Annotated in this window: 18 protein-coding genes and 1 rRNA gene; 14 read left to right on the forward strand and 5 right to left on the reverse strand. The window is 58.6% G+C overall.

Features of this window, described 5'->3' with window-relative positions:
• From L0H65_RS04075 to L0H65_RS04085, 3 genes are all read left to right on the forward strand, one after another.
• Positions 1 to 1256 (forward strand): FAD-dependent oxidoreductase (locus L0H65_RS04075; RefSeq protein WP_301457557.1); only part of this gene is annotated, 1256 nt, incomplete at its 5' end.
• A gap of 223 nt (positions 1257 to 1479) precedes the next feature.
• Positions 1480 to 2361: an SPFH domain-containing protein gene (locus L0H65_RS04080; protein WP_301457558.1), complete on the forward strand. Its 882-nt coding sequence runs from the start codon at positions 1480 to 1482 to the stop codon at positions 2359 to 2361.
• The gene (locus L0H65_RS04085; RefSeq protein WP_301457559.1) at positions 2358 to 2633 is read left to right on the forward strand and encodes an NfeD family protein; all 276 of its coding nucleotides are present in this window, start codon (positions 2358 to 2360) and stop codon (positions 2631 to 2633) included. Before L0H65_RS04080 ends, L0H65_RS04085 begins: the two co-directional genes overlap by 4 nt.
• Positions 2634 to 2770: 137 nt before the next feature.
• Here L0H65_RS04085 and L0H65_RS04090 read toward each other — a convergent pair whose 3' ends face one another.
• A complete protein-coding gene (locus tag L0H65_RS04090; RefSeq protein ID WP_301457560.1) occupies positions 2771 to 3625 on the reverse strand; it encodes an SDR family oxidoreductase in 855 nt (284 codons plus the stop codon).
• Positions 3626 to 3696: 71 nt separating this feature from the next.
• On the opposite strand from L0H65_RS04090, the gene L0H65_RS04095 reads away from it, so the two are divergent.
• From L0H65_RS04095 to L0H65_RS04115, 5 genes are all read left to right on the forward strand, one after another.
• Positions 3697 to 4317 (forward strand): class I SAM-dependent methyltransferase, encoded by a 621-nt coding sequence (locus tag L0H65_RS04095; protein WP_301457561.1) that lies wholly within the window; start codon positions 3697 to 3699, stop codon positions 4315 to 4317.
• A gap of 111 nt (positions 4318 to 4428) precedes the next feature.
• Positions 4429 to 5910 carry an AMP nucleosidase gene (locus L0H65_RS04100; protein ID WP_301457562.1) on the forward strand — a complete coding sequence of 494 codons (1482 nt, stop codon included), beginning with the start codon at positions 4429 to 4431 and terminating at the stop codon, positions 5908 to 5910.
• A gap of 148 nt (positions 5911 to 6058) precedes the next feature.
• Complete coding sequence (locus L0H65_RS04105; RefSeq protein ID WP_301457563.1) at positions 6059 to 6346, forward strand: HU family DNA-binding protein; 288 nt, start codon at positions 6059 to 6061, stop codon at positions 6344 to 6346.
• A gap of 184 nt (positions 6347 to 6530) precedes the next feature.
• Positions 6531 to 7151 carry a TIGR02466 family protein gene (locus tag L0H65_RS04110; RefSeq protein ID WP_301457564.1) on the forward strand — a complete coding sequence of 207 codons (621 nt, stop codon included), beginning with the start codon at positions 6531 to 6533 and terminating at the stop codon, positions 7149 to 7151.
• A gap of 9 nt (positions 7152 to 7160) precedes the next feature.
• Positions 7161 to 8033, forward strand: a complete 873-nt coding sequence (locus L0H65_RS04115; protein ID WP_301457565.1) for a DMT family transporter — start codon at positions 7161 to 7163, stop codon at positions 8031 to 8033.
• A gap of 4 nt (positions 8034 to 8037) precedes the next feature.
• Here the strand turns inward: L0H65_RS04115 and L0H65_RS04120 are convergent, their stop codons facing one another.
• Positions 8038 to 8631 carry a glutathione S-transferase family protein gene (locus L0H65_RS04120; RefSeq protein WP_301457566.1) on the reverse strand — a complete coding sequence of 198 codons (594 nt, stop codon included), beginning with the start codon at positions 8629 to 8631 and terminating at the stop codon, positions 8038 to 8040.
• A gap of 72 nt (positions 8632 to 8703) precedes the next feature.
• Here L0H65_RS04120 and L0H65_RS04125 point away from each other — a divergent pair, with 72 nt between their 5' ends.
• Positions 8704 to 9426 carry a YafY family protein gene (locus tag L0H65_RS04125; protein WP_301457567.1) on the forward strand — a complete coding sequence of 241 codons (723 nt, stop codon included), beginning with the start codon at positions 8704 to 8706 and terminating at the stop codon, positions 9424 to 9426.
• Positions 9427 to 9458: 32 nt separating this feature from the next.
• Here the strand turns inward: L0H65_RS04125 and hspQ are convergent, their stop codons facing one another.
• Positions 9459 to 9785: a heat shock protein HspQ gene (gene hspQ / locus L0H65_RS04130; protein WP_301457568.1), complete on the reverse strand. Its 327-nt coding sequence runs from the start codon at positions 9783 to 9785 to the stop codon at positions 9459 to 9461.
• Positions 9786 to 9993: 208 nt separating this feature from the next.
• Here hspQ and L0H65_RS04135 point away from each other — a divergent pair, with 208 nt between their 5' ends.
• Complete coding sequence (locus L0H65_RS04135; RefSeq protein ID WP_301457569.1) at positions 9994 to 10575, forward strand: lytic transglycosylase; 582 nt, start codon at positions 9994 to 9996, stop codon at positions 10573 to 10575.
• 66 nt (positions 10576 to 10641) lie between these two features.
• Here L0H65_RS04135 and L0H65_RS04140 read toward each other — a convergent pair whose 3' ends face one another.
• Positions 10642 to 11220, reverse strand: a complete 579-nt coding sequence (locus L0H65_RS04140) for an outer membrane lipoprotein carrier protein LolA (RefSeq protein ID WP_301457573.1) — start codon at positions 11218 to 11220, stop codon at positions 10642 to 10644.
• Between the two features lie 266 nt (positions 11221 to 11486).
• On the opposite strand from L0H65_RS04140, the gene L0H65_RS04145 reads away from it, so the two are divergent.
• Positions 11487 to 12740 (forward strand): DNA polymerase IV, encoded by a 1254-nt coding sequence (locus L0H65_RS04145; protein ID WP_301457574.1) that lies wholly within the window; start codon positions 11487 to 11489, stop codon positions 12738 to 12740.
• Positions 12741 to 12743: 3 nt separating this feature from the next.
• Here L0H65_RS04145 and L0H65_RS04150 read toward each other — a convergent pair whose 3' ends face one another.
• Positions 12744 to 13181 (reverse strand): DUF302 domain-containing protein, encoded by a 438-nt coding sequence (locus L0H65_RS04150; RefSeq protein WP_301457570.1) that lies wholly within the window; start codon positions 13179 to 13181, stop codon positions 12744 to 12746.
• Positions 13182 to 13387: 206 nt separating this feature from the next.
• Between L0H65_RS04150 and msrP the strand changes: the two genes are divergently transcribed.
• The 3 genes from msrP to L0H65_RS04165 all read left to right on the forward strand — a co-directional run.
• A complete protein-coding gene (gene msrP, locus L0H65_RS04155; RefSeq protein ID WP_301457571.1) occupies positions 13388 to 14308 on the forward strand; it encodes a protein-methionine-sulfoxide reductase catalytic subunit MsrP in 921 nt (306 codons plus the stop codon).
• 3 nt (positions 14309 to 14311) lie between these two features.
• The gene (gene msrQ, locus L0H65_RS04160) at positions 14312 to 14914 is read left to right on the forward strand and encodes a protein-methionine-sulfoxide reductase heme-binding subunit MsrQ (RefSeq protein ID WP_301457572.1); all 603 of its coding nucleotides are present in this window, start codon (positions 14312 to 14314) and stop codon (positions 14912 to 14914) included.
• Positions 14915 to 15490: 576 nt separating this feature from the next.
• A 16S ribosomal RNA gene (locus tag L0H65_RS04165) occupies positions 15491 to 15759 on the forward strand; the annotation flags it as partial.

The raw sequence follows: 15759 nt of genomic DNA on the forward strand, positions 1-15759 counted from the left end.
TTGTGACATTGCATGATGCAACGGGTGACGTCGATTACGTCACCTGCGGGCATGGCGGATACCTGGATTTTGAACGGCTGATGCCGACTTTCCTGTTTCCTGACAAACTGACAGCACCGGTGACGGAGCATCTGAAGGCAGCCGTCAGCCATGCAAAAATTACGTCTGAGGCGCATGTCCGGACGCCGGAGAATGCGGAAACTATCATCGCCTCGGGTCAGGCCGATCTTGTGTCGATTGTGCGGGGGCAGATTGCCGATCCGCATCTGGCGCGGAAAACCACCGAAGGACGCGCGGAGGATGTGCGTGGCTGCATTTCCTGCAATCAGATGTGCTGGGGGCGGCGTAGCCGGGATTACTGGATTTCCTGCCTGATCAACCCCAGTGCGGGGCGCGAATGGGAATGGGGGTCGGAACCCTTTGCCAAGACCATCAGCCCGAAGGATGTGCTGGTTATCGGTGCCGGCCCCGCCGGGCTGGAAGCCGCGCGCGTTGCGGCGGAGCGCGGCCATCGCGTAGCGATCCATGAAGCGGGGGCGCAGGTGGGTGGGCAGTTCCGACTCGCCGGGATGCAGCCCCGGCGCGCGCAGATCCTCGATCTGATGGACTGGTACGAAAGGCAGTTTGCGAAACTGGGTGTTGCATTGCACCTCAACTCCTATCTTGAGGCGGATGATCTGCCCGCAGCCGATCACACCATCATCGCCACGGGCTCACTTCCCGATAACGACTGGCGGCAGCGGTGGAACCCATCGGAACCCGTTTTGCCGGGGCGGGAGAATGGTCATGTCTACGCCCCGGAGGATGTGCTGCGGCGTGAGGCGAAGCTGGGCGATACTGTGGTTGTCTATGACGAGGGCGGCAATTGGCGCGGGGTCGGCACAAGCTGGTATCTGGCAGAGCAGGGCAAGTGCGTGATCCATATTACGCCGGATGCATTTGTCGGCAAGGAAATCGCGCGCACCTCTGCCGATATGCCCGCGCGTCAACGGTTGGCGCGCGCCGGGGTGCGGCTGATCACAGAGCATTGTATCACTCGCTGGCACGGCAATGGCGTCACCATCCGCAGTTTTTTGACCGGGGACGAGGAGAGCATTTCTGCGTCAGCCTTGGTGATGGCGACGACAAACCGCGCCTTTGACCCGTTTCCAGAGCTGATCCCCGGCCACAACCTGCACCGCATCGGCGATTGTGCCGCACCCCGGCAGGCGCCTTATGCCTTCCACGAAGGTCGCAAACTCGCGCTTGCACTGTAGCGGCGCACCTCAATGGTGCTGTGATGGGCGCAGTCGAGTCGGTTGTGGCGGCACTGACGGCGGCCCGTTGCCGTTGCATCACAGGCAAAAGGGTTAAACCCGTCACGGCGGCATGGGCGTGGTGTTTGCGATCAACCCATTTCCTGCGGTGTCCGTCATGCGGTCTTGCGCGGGGCGGGCGATCAGGTCATGAATGGTTAGGGGAATTTCAGAGGGTTTCGCGATGGATTTTGAGCAGATTATCGGTGGGAACGCAGTCTATATCGCGATTGCCGTATTTATCATCGTTTGCATTTTTCTTGGCGTCCGTATTGTACCGCAGTCGGAACAGCATGTGGTGGAACGGTTCGGGCGGTTGCGCGCGGTTCTGGGGCCGGGGATCAACTTTGTTGTGCCGTTTCTGGACCGGATCGCGCATAGGATTTCCGTGCTGGAACGGCAGTTGCCCAATGCCTCGCAGGACGCGATTACGGCGGATAACGTGCTGGTGCGGGTGGAAACATCGGTGTTCTACCGGATCACCGAGCCGGAAAAGACGGTTTACCGGATCCGCGATGTGGACGGTGCGATTGCGACGACCGTGGCAGGGATCGTGCGGTCGGAGATTGGCAAGCTAGAGCTCGATCAGGTCCAATCCAACCGCACCCAGTTGATTGGCATGATCCGCGAACAAGTTGCCGCCATGGTCGATGACTGGGGGATCGAGGTGACGCGCGCCGAAGTTCTGGACGTGAACCTTGATGAAGCAACGCGTGCCGCGATGCTTCAACAGCTGAATGCAGAACGCGCACGCCGGGCGCAGGTGACCGAGGCAGAGGGCAAGAAACGTTCAGTGGAATTGAATGCCGATGCCCAGCTTTACGCGGCGGAGCAAGGGGCGAAGGAGCGCCGGGTGCTGGCGGATGCGGAAGCCTATGCGACGGGTGTAATTGCCGAAGCAATCCGGCAGAACGGTTTGGAAGCAGCGCAATATCAGGTGGCGTTGAAGCAGGTTGAGGCGCTGACGGCTGTTGGGCAGGGCACCGGCAAGCAAATGATCATCGTTCCGGCGCAGGCGCTGGAAGCGTTTGGCGATGCGTTCAAGATGTTGAAGGGCCGGGCATGAGCTGGTTTGGACTCTGGTGGGTCTGGATCGTCGCGGGCTTCGCGCTTGGTGTGTTGGAGATTCTGGTGCCGGGGTATATTTTCCTCGGCTTCGCCATTGGCGCGGTGATTACCGGGGTGCTGGTCGGGATCGGCGTTCTTGGGACCAATACTGCGATCACGATGCTGGTCTTTGCGGTTGCCTCCCTGATGGCCTGGTTTGTGACGCGGAGATTTTTGGGCAGCCATGCCGGGCAGGTAAAGATCTGGGATCGCGATATCAACGACAACTGAGGCGAACCTGCTTCGGGTTCAGCGCGCAGCGGTTTTTCTCCGAAAAAACCAAGGGGGCTGTTTGCCCCCTTCAGGTGCTGCGCACCTTACCCCCAAGGATATTTTTTCAGAGAAGAAACATGGCGGTCTGATTTCTGTCAGATTTCCCATTGTGCCAGCGCCGTCAACCCGTCGCGATAGGACGGGTAGAGCAGTTTTATTCCAAGTTCCGTCTTGATCCGGTCATTCCGCACGCGTTTGCTTTCCGCATAAAAGCTGCGGGCCATCGGTGACATTTCCGCATTGAGCCAGTTTTCGGTTTTCGGGATCGGCAAGCCAAGAAGCTCGGCGGCATAGGCGATGACATCTTCGGGGGCGGCAGGGTCGTCATCGCAAAGATTGTAGATCGCGCCGGGGAGGGGCCGTAACATGGAGGCGGCGAGCACCTGAGCGATATCGTCGACATGGACGCGGGAGAACACCTGGCCCGGTTTCACGATCCGGCGGGCGGATCCGTCACGGAGTTTGGCAAGGGGGCCGCGACCAGGGCCGTAGATGCCGGCAAGGCGAAAGATATGCAGGGGCAACCCCGCTTCCTGTGCGAGCACCTGCCAGGACGCTTCAGCAGCGACACGGAACTGGCCGCGTTTGGTTGCAGGGGTGAGGGGTGTTCGTTCATCGACCCAGCCGCCGCCATGGTCGCCGTACACCCCGGTTGTGGAGAGATAGCCCAGCCATTGCAGGTTTGCGGCGGAAATCAACGGCGCGACCGCGCCCAACACCGGATCGCCGGCGTCGTCGGGTGCGATCGAGGTCAAAAGATGTGTCGTCTCGGCCATGATCGGGCCAAGGGGGGTGCCGGGCCACAGGATCGGTTCCACTCCCGTCGTGGCCAGCGCCTCGGCTTTGCCGGTGGTGCGGGTGGTGGCGATGATGCGCCAGCCCTGCGGCAGCAACAACCGCGCCAATGCCTGGGCAGAATAGCCGTGACCGAGCGAAAGGAGTGTTTTCATCTGTCAACTATCGCGCCCGGCAAATCCATGTGCAACTTGATTTCAGAGCAGGGATGCGGCTTGATCGAAACATGACACAAAACAACCCCGATCTTGACAAGGCATATGCGCTCCACACCCCCGACGACAATCGGGCGCTGTATGCAGACTGGGCCGAAAGCTATGACGCCGATTTCGCCGCGCGTATGGCTTACCGCCTCCCGGCGCTTGTCGCGGCGGCCTATCGCGGCGGCGGCCCGGTTCTGGACGTGGGCGCTGGCACCGGACTTCTGGGGCAAGCGCTGGCGGCGCGTGGCGTGGGACCGGTGGACGGATTGGACATTTCCCCCCAGATGCTGGCGAAGGCGCGCGCGAAAGGCGTTTACCGCGACTTGATGCTTGCTGATGTGACGACCGCGCTTGAATTGCCGTTTGCGGCCTATCGCGGCGTTGTCAGTTCGGGGACGTTTACCCATGGCCATGTTGGCCCGGCCGCAATTCGGGCGCTTTTGGCCGTTGCAGCACCGGGCGCGCAATTTGCGCTGTCTGTGAACAAGGTCGTGTATGCCGCCGAAGGTTTTGCCGCGATGTTGTCGGAGTTGGCGGGACGCATCGACGATGTGGAGATTGACGAGGAACCAATCTATGCCGATGCGCCCGACCCGGCGCATCGGAGCGATATGGCGCTGATCGTGCGGTTCACCCGGATCTGATCCGTGGCGTCACCCGGATGAGAATGTCCGAGACATTCTTGTGGGGGCTTGCCGACCCCCCTCATCTTCGGGTTAGATGCCGGATCATTTCAGAAAGAAAAAGAAAAACGAATGAATGACGATACCCTCCTTCCTGTTCTGACGCCCCGGCGGGCGCTGGTCGAAAGCTTTTCCAACCCTGAGGCGGCGGTGGATCGGCTTGAAGCGCTTTACTTTGAGGCAACAGGCTTTTTGGCAGAGCACTTCAGCGCGGCGGTTCTGGGTGAGCGGCCAGATGCGCGGGTGCGGGCATTTTACCCCGAAATCCGCCTGACAACGACCAGTTTCAGCAAAAGCGACAGCCGGCTTGCGTTTGGGCATGTCGCGCATCCCGGCACGTACTCGACGACAGTGACGCGCCCTGACCTGTTCCGCAAATATTTGATTCAGCAGATTGAATTGCTGATGCACAGTCACGGGATATATGTTCAGATCGGTCAATCTGACACACCGATCCCGGTGCATTTCGCGGTGACAGGCAAACCGGATGTTTCGATTCCGCAGGAAGGCAGTTTGAATTTCAGCTTGAGGGACGTGTTCGATGTTCCCGATCTTGCGACGACGAACGATGATATCGTGAACGGCACCCGGACAGCATACGCGGATGGTTCCTTTCCATTGGCCCCGTTCACCGCGCAGCGGGTGGATTACAGCCTCGCAAGGCTAAGCCACTATACCGCGACCGACCCGGAGCATTTTCAGAACCATGTACTGTTTACCAATTACCAGTTCTATGTTGAGGAGTTTGAGGCCTATGCCCGCGCTGTATTGGCGGACCCGGAAAGTGGCTATATTGCCTTTGTCAGCACCGGTAACACCATCATCACGAAGGGTGATGAGGCGCTGACAGCGCCCTTGAAGCTGCCGCAGATGCCGACCTACCACCTGAAACGTGCAGATGGACAAGGGATCACCTTGGTCAATATTGGAGTCGGGCCCAGCAACGCGAAAACCGCGACCGACCATATCGCGGTCCTGCGGCCGCACGCTTGGCTGATGGTCGGCCATTGCGCCGGATTGCGCAATAGTCAGAGTCTTGGCGATTTCGTGCTGGCCCATGCCTATTTGCGTGAAGATCATGTGCTTGATGATGACTTGCCGATCTGGGTGCCGATCCCGGCTTTGGCGGAGATTCAGATCGCGCTGGAACATGCGGTCGCCGATGTCACCATGCTGGAAGGCTATGAGCTGAAACGCATCATGCGCACCGGAACAGTCGCGACCATCGACAACCGCAATTGGGAATTGCGCGACCATTCCGGCCCGGTGACGCGGTTGTCGCAATCACGAGCGGTCGCTTTGGATATGGAAAGTGCGACAATTGCGGCGAACGGCTTTCGCTTTCGGGTGCCTTATGGCACCTTGCTGTGCGTGTCTGACAAGCCGTTGCATGGCGAATTGAAGCTGCCGGGCATGGCGTCCGATTTCTACAAAACCCAGGTGGCGCGGCATTTGCAGATCGGTATCCGCGCGATGGAACGGCTGCGCGAAATGCCGCTGGAACGCATCCACAGTCGAAAGCTGCGCAGCTTTGATGAAACTGCCTTCCTCTGAACTGGTGAAAACCCGCTTGTTTATGAAGAAATGCGGGAATTTGGGCTTGATTTAGGTGGCAAAAACCTGTGTAGCGATGACATCCGCCCAAAAAGGGGCTGCACAGACCCTGCGAAATAGTTGGTGGGGCAGGAACAGGAGACTTGAGATGAACAAGCCGATGACCAAGACGCAGCTGATTGCCGCGCTGGCCGAAGAAATGGGCGCCGACAAGAAAACCGCGACTGCGGCACTGGATGCGGTCACGTCCATCGTGACGCGCGAAGTGGCTGGTGGCGGTGCGATCACCCTGCCGGGTCTTGGCAAAATGGCCTGCCGGGCCCGTCCGGAGCGTCAGGTTCGCAACCCGGCGACGGGTGAGACCATGACGAAAGCAGCCGACAAGCAGGTGAAATTCACCATTGCAAAGGCGCTCAAGGATTCGGTCAACGACTGAGTTTTGATTTCTGGCATACCCAGGATACAAAAGGCCGCCCCAGTTCCGGGCGGCCTTTTTGTATTGTATCAGATGGGCATATCTCCCTCGCCACTACGGACAGGTCGCGCTAGAATGGCGCTGACGATCATTCAATATCGGCTTTGGTGGCTGCGCCAACGCCGACAAATCCCACGGATACCGCATGGCCCAAATCGACTCCCTTTTCGTTACCCGTCTTTATCGCGCCGCATTGGCAGAGCTTGGCAAAGTGCCCAACCCCGACCTGTTAGAGGCGACCTGCCTTTCGATTGCCGGCGATGATGAGGCCGGGCAGGATTGGTGCGCCGAAAACCAATATCCCGGTTATACCAGCTATGCCTCGCTCGCTGATCTGGCCTGGCGAGACCCCGCGATCAAGAATCTGGTGAAGGTGCTGGACAAGCATGTTGCGGCCTTCGCCGGGGAATTGGCATTTGATCTGGGAAAGAAGAAACTGAAGCTCGACAGCATCTGGATCAATATTCTGCCGGAGGGCGGGATTCACAGTTCGCACATCCACCCGCATTCGGTGATCAGCGGCACGACCTATGTTGCGATGCCGCCCGGAACCAGTGCCATCAAGTTCGAAGACCCGCGCCTGCCGATGATGATGGCGGCACCGTCGCGCACCGCCGATGCACCGCAGGAATTGCGCAGCTTCGTCTACGTTGCCCCGGAACCGGGCGAAGTGCTTTTGTGGGAAAGCTGGTTGCGCCATGAGGTGCCGATGAACATGGCCGAGGACGATCGCATCAGCATCAGCTTCAATTACGGCTGGGAATAGGCGCTGAAAATGGATCTGCGCTCCGTCGCGATGGGTTTGGCGTTTGCGTTGATGTGGTCATCGGCCTTTACAACGGCACGGATGATCGTTGCGGATGCGCCACCGCTTTTTGCACTGGTGCTGAGGTTCCTGATTGCCGGGGTGATCGGGGTCGTGATTGCGCTCACTCTGGGCCAGACTGCACGGTTGACGCGTGGCCAGTGGCGGGCAACGGTGATCTTTGGCATCTGTCAGAACGCGCTTTATCTCGGCCTCAACTTCGTCGCGATGCAATGGGTGGAGGCATCGTTGGCGGCGATTGTGGCCTCGACCATGCCGCTTTTGGTGGCACTGGCGGGATGGCTGTTGTTCGGCGAGCGTTTGCGACCGTTGGCTTATGCGGGCCTTGTGGCCGGGATCATCGGGGTCGCGATCATCATGGGATCCCGCCTTTCGGGTGGCGTCGACGGAACCGGCCTTGCCCTGCTTGGCGTCGGTGTGTTGGCACTGACGCTTGCAACGCTTTCGGTGCGTGGGGCATCGGGCGGCGGCAATTTGATGATGATCGTTGGGTTGCAAATGCTGGTTGGGTCCGCCTGTCTGATGGTCGTCGCCATGGCGACGGAGACGTGGCAGGTGAACTGGAACCCGCGTCTGATGCTCGCCTTTACCTACACAACTCTGGTGCCGGGTCTGCTTGCAACCTGGATCTGGTTCAAGCTGGTCGAACGGATCGGCGCGGTGCGGGCCGCCGCGTTCCATTTTCTCAACCCGTTCTTTGGCGTGGCGATTGCGGCGCTGTTTTTGGGCGAACGGCTGACGCATTGGGATGTGATCGGCGTGGTGATTATCGCGGCTGGCATTCTGGCGGTGCAACTGGCCCGCGTGACGCGCGCCAGTTAGCGGGTTAAGCCGCGTCCAGCGCCTTGGTGCGCTGGTTTGCTGGACGGGCGGCGCAGCGCGCCACCCAATCGACGATCAGCGGGTCATCGGGCATCATCTGGGCAAACCAGACATAGGGCGAATGCACCAACAGATCCGCAGCGGAATAGCGATCCCCCAGCAGCCACGGGCCTTTTTCCAGCGCGGCGTGAATGCGGGCAATGACGGCCGCATGGTCGCGAAAAGTCGCCATCAGCGCCGGGTAATCCGCACCAATATAGGTGTGGATAAGCACCGGTTCCATGACCGAACCGTACCAATACATCCAGGTCAGGAACGCCCCCCGATCCGCTTCGCCGATCTTTGGCGCAAGATCGGTCGGAAACATATCCAACAGATAAAGCATGACCGCGCCGGTTTCCGAAATCAGCGTGCCGTCATGGTCCAGACACGGCACCTTGCCTTCGGGGTGCGGGTTGGACGGGTCGCGCTGGCCGCTGCCGTCTTGGCGCGGAATGGTGACATGCTTGACGGTGATCTTGTCACCAATTCCCATCTCATCAATCAACGTGATGATGCGGGATGAACGAGAGGGGGCTGCGTGATAAAGCGTAAGCATCGGGGTTTTCCTTTTCGGGTTGCGATGGGGATGGTATAGCTGAACCATCCTGACAGTTTCCGGCAGTATGAAATGGCCCGTCCCGACCGATTGTTCCGCCTGCTGGACCTGTTGCGCCGCTTGCCGCAGCCGGTGACGGCCGCGCGCCTGGCCGAGGCGACGAGCGTTTCCGAACGCACGCTTTACCGCGATATCGAAACCCTGCGCGCCGGGGGGGCGCTGATTGATGGCGCGGCGGGCTTTGGCTACACCCTGACCGAAGACAGCGCGCTGCCGCCGCAGATGTTCACCAGATTGGAGGTGGAGGCGCTGGTTCTGGGGCTGGCGGAGGTGCAAATGGCAGGCGATACCGCCCTGGCAGAGGCGTCGCGAACTGCGCTGGCCAAGATTACGGCGACGTTGCCGGAACGGGTGCAGCGCCAAGCCCTTCATGCGGTGCAGAAAACCTACCGCTTCGAACGCCGCCCGCCCGCGCCCGAATCCCTTTCCCTGATTCGGGAGGCGTGTTGGGAGGAGGAGGTGATAGCGTTCACCTATACCGACCAAACCGGGGTTGAGACGCGCCGGCAGGTTTGGCCGTTGTCAGTGGTGTTTCTGGACCGGACGCTGATGGTGCTGGCGTGGTGTTGCTTGCGGCAGGGGTTTCGCAGGTTCCATCTGCACCGGATTGCGGGTGCGGCGCGGACAGGTGGGTCATTTCGCCCGCGGCGCGTGCCGCTTTTGCGCGCATTTCTTGCGCAGTTGCGAGACGAAGGTGAAGCCACGCGACAGCGCAAGCGAGCGCAGGGCGATTGAGCCCGTACAAACCGGGGCGATGTTCGCGGCGGTCAGTTCAACTGGAAATGCAGCGGGTAGCGCCCGTCTTCAAAATCACCGAACAGATCGGCAAGATCGGGATGGTCCACCGGCTCTCCAGTTTCATCGGGCATCAGGTTCTGTTCCGAAACGTAGGCGACGTAATAACTTTGGTCGTTTTCTGCCAGCAGGTGATAGAAGGGCTGTTCTTTCACCGGGCGGCTGTCTTCGGGAATATTTTCATACCATTCGTCGGTGTTGGAGAACATTGCATCGACATCGAACACAACCCCGCGAAACGGGTGCTTGCGGTGCCGGAGCACTTGGCCCAGATGATACTTTGCGCTGGATTTCAGCATGATACACGTCCCCCGACTATGGTTTTTATCCGCTTCGGGTGGGGGTTGTCCACTGGGAAGCAAGCGAATCACCGAAACAGTCTGTGAACCATAAATTTACAGTGCAGCGATTGCCTTCGCATTTGTGATGGCTAGTTTCTGTCTGCCCCATTTCCCTTTTCGTGATTTTGCCTTATATTGCCGGAAAACAAGAGTAAACGAGGGGCATATGGGCAGGTTTCTCCGCGCGGCGGTGTTGTTGTTGTTGCTTGGCTCCTGTGGGGGCGGCAATTTCTCGGCGCCCCGTGATCTGGACAACGCGTGCAGCATCGTGCGCGAGCGGCCGAAATATTACCGCGCCATGAAAGCGACGGAGCGGAAATGGGGTGTGCCGGTCTATGTGCAGATGGCCACGATCCATCAGGAATCCAAGTTCATCGGTGATGCAAAGACCCCGCACAAGTTTCTGTTGGGCATCATTCCGGTTGGGCGTCAAAGTTCCGCCTACGGCTACAGTCAGGCGCTTGACGGGACGTGGGAGGAATACCAACGGGAACAGCGGCACCGTTCTGCGCGCCGTGATCGGATCGACGATGCGACGGATTTCATGGGTTGGTACATGGACCAATCCGAAAAAATGCTCGGCATTTCGAAATTCGATGCACGGGGGCATTACCTCGCCTATCACGAAGGCCGGACCGGATATGCCCGCGGAACGTATAACAGCAAGCCTTGGCTTATGGTCGTATCCCAGAAAGTAGCGGATCGGGCGGATCTCTACCGGGTTCAACTGGCCGGTTGCGGCAAGTGACGGCTCAGAATCCAAGCAGGGGGCCAGCGGCCCCCTTTTCGATGCGATCCGGATGGCGCAAAAAGCTTATTTGCCTTTGCGTTTGCTCGCTTCCAGCGCGATGTTGAACAGGGAATCGCTAAGTTTCCCGCCTTTTTTCATCTCGCCCAGAATCACCGTTGTCTCGGCACCGCTGTCATCGCGAATTACCCATTGGCGCAACTCGGTCGGGTTGGCGGTAAAGATCAATTCGATGGAGCCGTATTCCGGGTGTTCCGGGTCCTGGGCGCGGATGCGTGTGGTGTTGCCGTCCTGCTTGTGGCTGACCACCATTTTTGCGCGGCCAAGGTCGACATTGGCGGCAAGAATGATCGAAAGCGGCGTGCGCGCCAGCGGGTATTGTTCCGGCGGCAGATTGGATTTCGGATCAAACACCGCCACCTGACCGCTGCCCGCGATCACCAGATTCTTGTTCGGTGGTGCGTATTCAAAGCGCACCCGCCCCGGCCTGCGGATAAACAGGGTGCCGGTCGTGATGGTGCCATCAGAATTGATCTGAGTGAACTCCGCTTTCGCGGTGCTCAGGTTATTCAGATAGCGCGACAGTTCTTTCAGCGAAATTTTCTCAGCCGCTGCCGGGGCCGCCATTATGGTCAATGCCGCCATTGCCGCAAACGGCAAGCCTGCGGTGCGTAAAAAGGATCTGCGATTCATTTGGTGGTTCCCACTCATTAAGCCTCGGTCACAGTCTATAATGGCGTGACACGTTCGCTGCACCCCTTTGCAGCAAACGACACAAGGATGTGAGCGTTATTTTGCCCAGCCGAGGTCGCGCCAGTCGCGCGACGCTTGGGGAAATCCTCCGCTTTGCAATGTGGCCTCCGCAGTGCTTTGCCATTCACTCCGCCGAATCCCGGCTCTATAGTCGCGCCATGCCAGTCCTGTGTCGCGCCTGTCTTACCCGTTTCGAAGCCGGTCGGCGCTGTCCTTCCTGCCATTCTCCGCGCGTATTGGCACATCCGGAACTGGAACAGCTTTCGATTGCACATATGGATTGCGACGCCTTCTATGCCAGCGTCGAAAAGCGCGACTTTCCGGAGTATCGCGACCAACCGCTGATCGTTGGCGGCGGCACGCGCGGCGTGGTTTCGACCTGTTGCTATATCGCCCGGATCAAAGGCGTTCGCTCTGCGATGCCGATGTTTCAGGCGTTGAAGCTGTGCCCGGAGGCGGTGGTGGTGAAGCCGCGCATGTCGGTCTATGTGGCCGTGTCCCGCGAAATCCGTGTGATGATGGAGGTGTTGACCCCCGCGATTGAACCCTTGTCGCTGGACGAGGCGTTCCTTGATCTGACCGGCACCGCACGCCTGCACGGTGCGCCCCCTGCGGTGCTTCTGGCGCGCTTGGTCAAGGAAATGGAGGAGCGGTTGGGCATCACCGGCTCCATCGGCTTGTCGCATAACAAATTTCTGGCGAAGATCGCCTCTGACCTTGATAAACCGCGCGGGTTTTCGGTGATTGGTCGCGAGGAGACGGAAACATTTTTGTCGCCGAAACCCGTCTCCATCATCTGGGGGGTGGGAACAGCGACGCGGGCGGCGCTGGAAAAGGCCGGTATCCGCACGATTGCCGACCTGAAGCGATGGGACCGCGCCGACCTGACCGCGCGGTTTGGCAGCATGGGGGAGCGGCTTTGGCATCTTGCGCGCGGGCTTGATACGCGCCGCGTCAGTCGGGATGAGCCGGTGAAATCCATTTCCAAGGAAACCACGTTCAACGAAGATATTTCCGACCGCGATTTGCTGGAGGGGCATCTTTGGCGGTTGGCGGAACAGGTGGCCGATCGTGCGAAAGCGCGCGATCTGGCAGGGCGGACGGTGACGTTAAAGCTGAAAGCGGCGGATTTTTCAGCGATCACCCGGCGGCATAGTCTGTCGTCGCCCACCCAAACCGCCGACCGCATTTTCCGGGAGGCGCAGGCGTTGCTGTTCGCCTACAAGGTTGCAGGGCCGTTTCGGTTGATCGGAGTCGGAATTGCAGATTTGTGCGCGGACGCCGAGGCCGACCGCACCGGGGATTTGCTGGATCCGGGTGCAGGCAAGCGGGCCGCGGCGGAGGCAGCAACCGACAGGATTCGCGCGAAGTTTGGTCATGATGCGATTATCAAAGGCCGGGCGCTGAAATAATCGCTACTGCCCCAAGGCATCCTTCACGATGCTTTCCATCAACTCCTCCACCGGGGCCATGGTGCCGGAATAGCTCTGATGGCTGACGATCACGGTGCCGGGGTTTTCCGGCATTTCATGCAAGCGGATCGCGTAGGGGCAGAAATTGAAGTTCGCCGGATCAGCTTCCATCACCTGACGGCTGACGGCGGCCGAGCAAAAAAGATAAACATCCGCGTTGAGGTAAAGCACCTTGTCGCTGCCGGTCGCACTTCGCGTTCGTTCCAACATTTCGCCTGTGTGGGCGATGTGATCAATCACCAGCCCTTTTGCCAAGATTGCATTCTCCAAGGCAAAGGCCACATCGCCGAAGGCTTCATCGGTCGTATACGCCTTGAACTCCTGCGCCTGTGCAAAGGACGCAAGGCCAAGGACGACAAGCAGTGTCATCGTTTTCAACATGGTCAGCCCTTCCCAAATCACATTCCGCCCCGATCGTATTCCGCAGAATGAATATCATCCACGACCTGCGCCGATCCCGCAAGGGAAACCGCAAGACTTCATTCGTGCATTGTTTCAGCGCCGTGTCGTGAATGTGAGAAAGCGTTTGGTGTTTTTCGCGGTAGAACGCGCATGATCATCGGAACTCAAAAGAAGGAAGCAGCACAATGGCGATTGGACGACGGATAGGTTTGGACTGGTCGGATGTCACACCGAAATCTGTCTGGATGTCACGCCGGAGTTTGCTGGTTGGTGCCGGGTCGATGATGCTGGCAGGCGCGGCACAGGCCAAAATGTCGGGCGCCCCAAGTGCGTTTTCCACCGATGAGCCACCGAACAGTCTGGAAGACATTACCACCTACAACAATTTCTATGAATTCGGTTCTGGCAAAGAAGACCCGTCCAACAATTCCGGCAATTTCAAACCGCAGCCATGGGCGGTGCAGATTGACGGGTTGGTGGATAAGCCCGGCAGCTATGGGCTGGAGGATATTCTTGCCAATGCCGCACTTGAGGAACGCATTTATCGTTTCCGCTGTGTCGAAGCGTGGTCCATGGTCGTGCCGTGGGTCGGGTTTGAACTTTCGGCGCTGCTGAACCGGGTGGGCGTGCAGCCCAGTGCAAAATTTGTCGCCTTTGAAACCGTGGTGCGGCCGGAGGAGATGCCAGGTCAGCAGCAGGGGATTCTGGATTGGCCGTACCGCGAAGGTTTGCGGCTGGATGAGGCGATGAACCCGCTGACGATTCTGGCGACCGGACTATATGACGAGGCTTTGCCGAACCAGAACGGTGCGCCGATCCGCTTGGTGGTGCCGTGGAAATATGGGTTCAAGTCGATCAAGTCGATCGTTCGAATCTCTCTCATGGACAAAATGCCACCGACCACCTGGAATATGTTGAACGCGCGGGAATACGGGTTCTACAGCAACGTGAACCCGAAGGTCGATCACCCACGCTGGTCGCAAGCGTCGGAGCGTCGGGTCGGCGGCGGGTTTTTCGCCAAGCGTGTAGATACCCAGATGTTCAATGGCTACGGCGATGAGGTCGCGTCGCTTTATACCGGGCAAGACCTGACCAAGGATTACTGAGCGGTGGTTCAGGCGATTAACGCTGCCATGCGTCGGGTGACGCCACTCGCTGTTTATCTGGCGGGGCTTTTGCCGTTCCTGTGGCTGGTTTGGCTGGTGGTGCATGGCGACTTGGGGGCCGATCCGGTGAAGCGGGTGGAACACCAACTGGGCGAATGGGGATTGAAACTGATCGTAGCGGTGCTTGCAGTCACGCCGCTGCGACGATTCACCGGGGTCAACCTGATCCGCTATCGCCGTGCCATCGGACTTTTGGCCTTCGCCTATATCACGCTGCATCTGATGACATGGCTGGCGCTGGATATCCAGTTCCGCTGGGGTGAAATCTGGGCTGATATCGTCAAACGCCGCTACATCACGGCGGGGATGCTGGGCTTTGCCCTGATGGTTCCGTTGGCGATCACCTCCAACAATCGTTCGATTCGGAATTTGGGGCCAAAAACCTGGCAGAAACTCCATCGTTTGACGTATTTCGCGGCTCTTGCGGGGGCGATTCACTATATTTGGTTGGTCAAAGCCTGGCCGATCGAGCCGGTTATCTATCTGATTCTGGTTATTTTATTGCTTGCGACGCGTTTGATTCCCCAGAATCGAAGCCGGGCCTGACGGAATCTGCAACCTGCGCTGACGTGAGGGTTACTTTCGCCGCGTGTCGCGCGAAAATTGTGGCAAAAGTTTCACAAACCACAGTATCTAGCGCAACTTTCAGCATGCAAAAAGAAAATGTCGTTTTTCTGACTTTTTGCTCTTGTGGGTTCTGAACTCCCGGCCTAAATACCGCCTTACCGAAACGCAGACTGTCGGAAACGAACGAAAGCGGGGCGGCGGTGGGTCTGGAAGGACGCGCATAGATTACCTGGAGATGTGGCGAGGGTTGCGCTAAGAATATTAGCGCGGTCGTCTGCTTTGTCTTCTGTTCTTTGACATAGCTATTATCTGAAGAGATATGTGGGCGGTTTGTTCGTTTCGATGGACGATACCGACGCATATCGGCTCTCTAGCGCGGTTGGTCTTTCGGGATTGATTGAGCGATGATGAGGGTGACAAGCTTCACTGTTTTGCGGCTTTTGTTGTTTTTCAACTGAAGCACGGAACAGAGAATTAAGTCTCTCGTGTTTGTCTAGGCAAACACTGGAGCAGATGTGCAGAGGTTCGACGTCAAGGATAGTCCTTCGGGACTTTCAACTTGAGAGTTTGATCCTGGCTCAGAATGAACGCTGGCGGCAGGCCTAACACATGCAAGTCGAACGAAGTCTTCGGACTTAGTGGCGGACGGGTGAGTAACGCGTGGGAACATACCCAAAGGTACGGAATAGTCTTGGGAAACTGGGGGTAATACCGTATGTGCCCTTATGCTGTAGTGGTGTAAGGGGAAAGATTTATCGCCTTTGGATTGGCCCGCGTTGGATTAGGTAGTTGGTGGGGTAATGGCCTACCAAGCCGACGATCCA

This window comes from Pseudorhodobacter sp. (assembly GCF_030452865.1).
Taxonomy (GTDB): Bacteria; Pseudomonadota; Alphaproteobacteria; order Rhodobacterales; family Rhodobacteraceae; genus Pseudorhodobacter.